This window comes from Thiolapillus sp. (assembly GCF_048562965.1).
Classification (GTDB): Bacteria; Pseudomonadota; Gammaproteobacteria; order Chromatiales; family Chromatiaceae; genus Thiolapillus; species Thiolapillus brandeum_A.
This window is the reverse complement of sequence record NZ_JBHNMF010001670.1, coordinates 1-520: the sequence shown is the minus strand read 5'-3', so window position 1 is coordinate 520 and position 520 is coordinate 1. Positions and strand designations below refer to the sequence as shown.

Annotated in this window: 1 protein-coding gene; it reads right to left on the bottom strand. The window is 61.5% G+C overall.

Going from position 1 to position 520, the window contains the following annotated elements:
* A partial coding sequence (locus ACOCD2_RS26135; RefSeq protein ID WP_419626451.1) for an IS66 family transposase occupies positions 1-520 on the bottom strand: 520 nt, incomplete at both ends.

The following is a 520-nucleotide window of genomic DNA, read 5'->3' as shown; positions in this document are numbered from 1 at the left end:
GCGCCAGCTGCTGGCGCTGCCGGGTCTTTTCTTCCGGCGGCAGGGCTTCGATCCGTTTCTCGATGGCGTAGAGTTTGCGGATCTTGCCGATGGCCACATCAGCCTTGCTGACCTTCGTGCGCTGCCAGCCATGGAGAGCGAAGCGAAGGCTGGTAGACCCCAGTAGCCGCGAGGCCGCACTGTTTTCCCGGCGTGCCTTGCGCCAGAGGGAAAACAAAGTAGGCCTCCGAACGCGGCGTCCAGTCATTGGGAGCCAAGTACGGAGCAGCAACGAGCTTGCGAAGTTGTTGCGTAGTGCTTGGTGACCAGGACGGCTGGGGCACCAATGGGTTGTCAAAGGCCGAGTCGATTTTGGGGACTGGGATGTCCCAAAATCTATCACGAGGCCGAAGACACGCTTGCCTTTCTTTTTCGCGGGGGCGGCCTGGCTGGCTTCGACGAACTTGCGCCGTGCGTGATCCCAGCAACCGATGCGGGTCAGGCCGTTTTCCCGGCACACCCGGTTGTAGCCGGCATAACC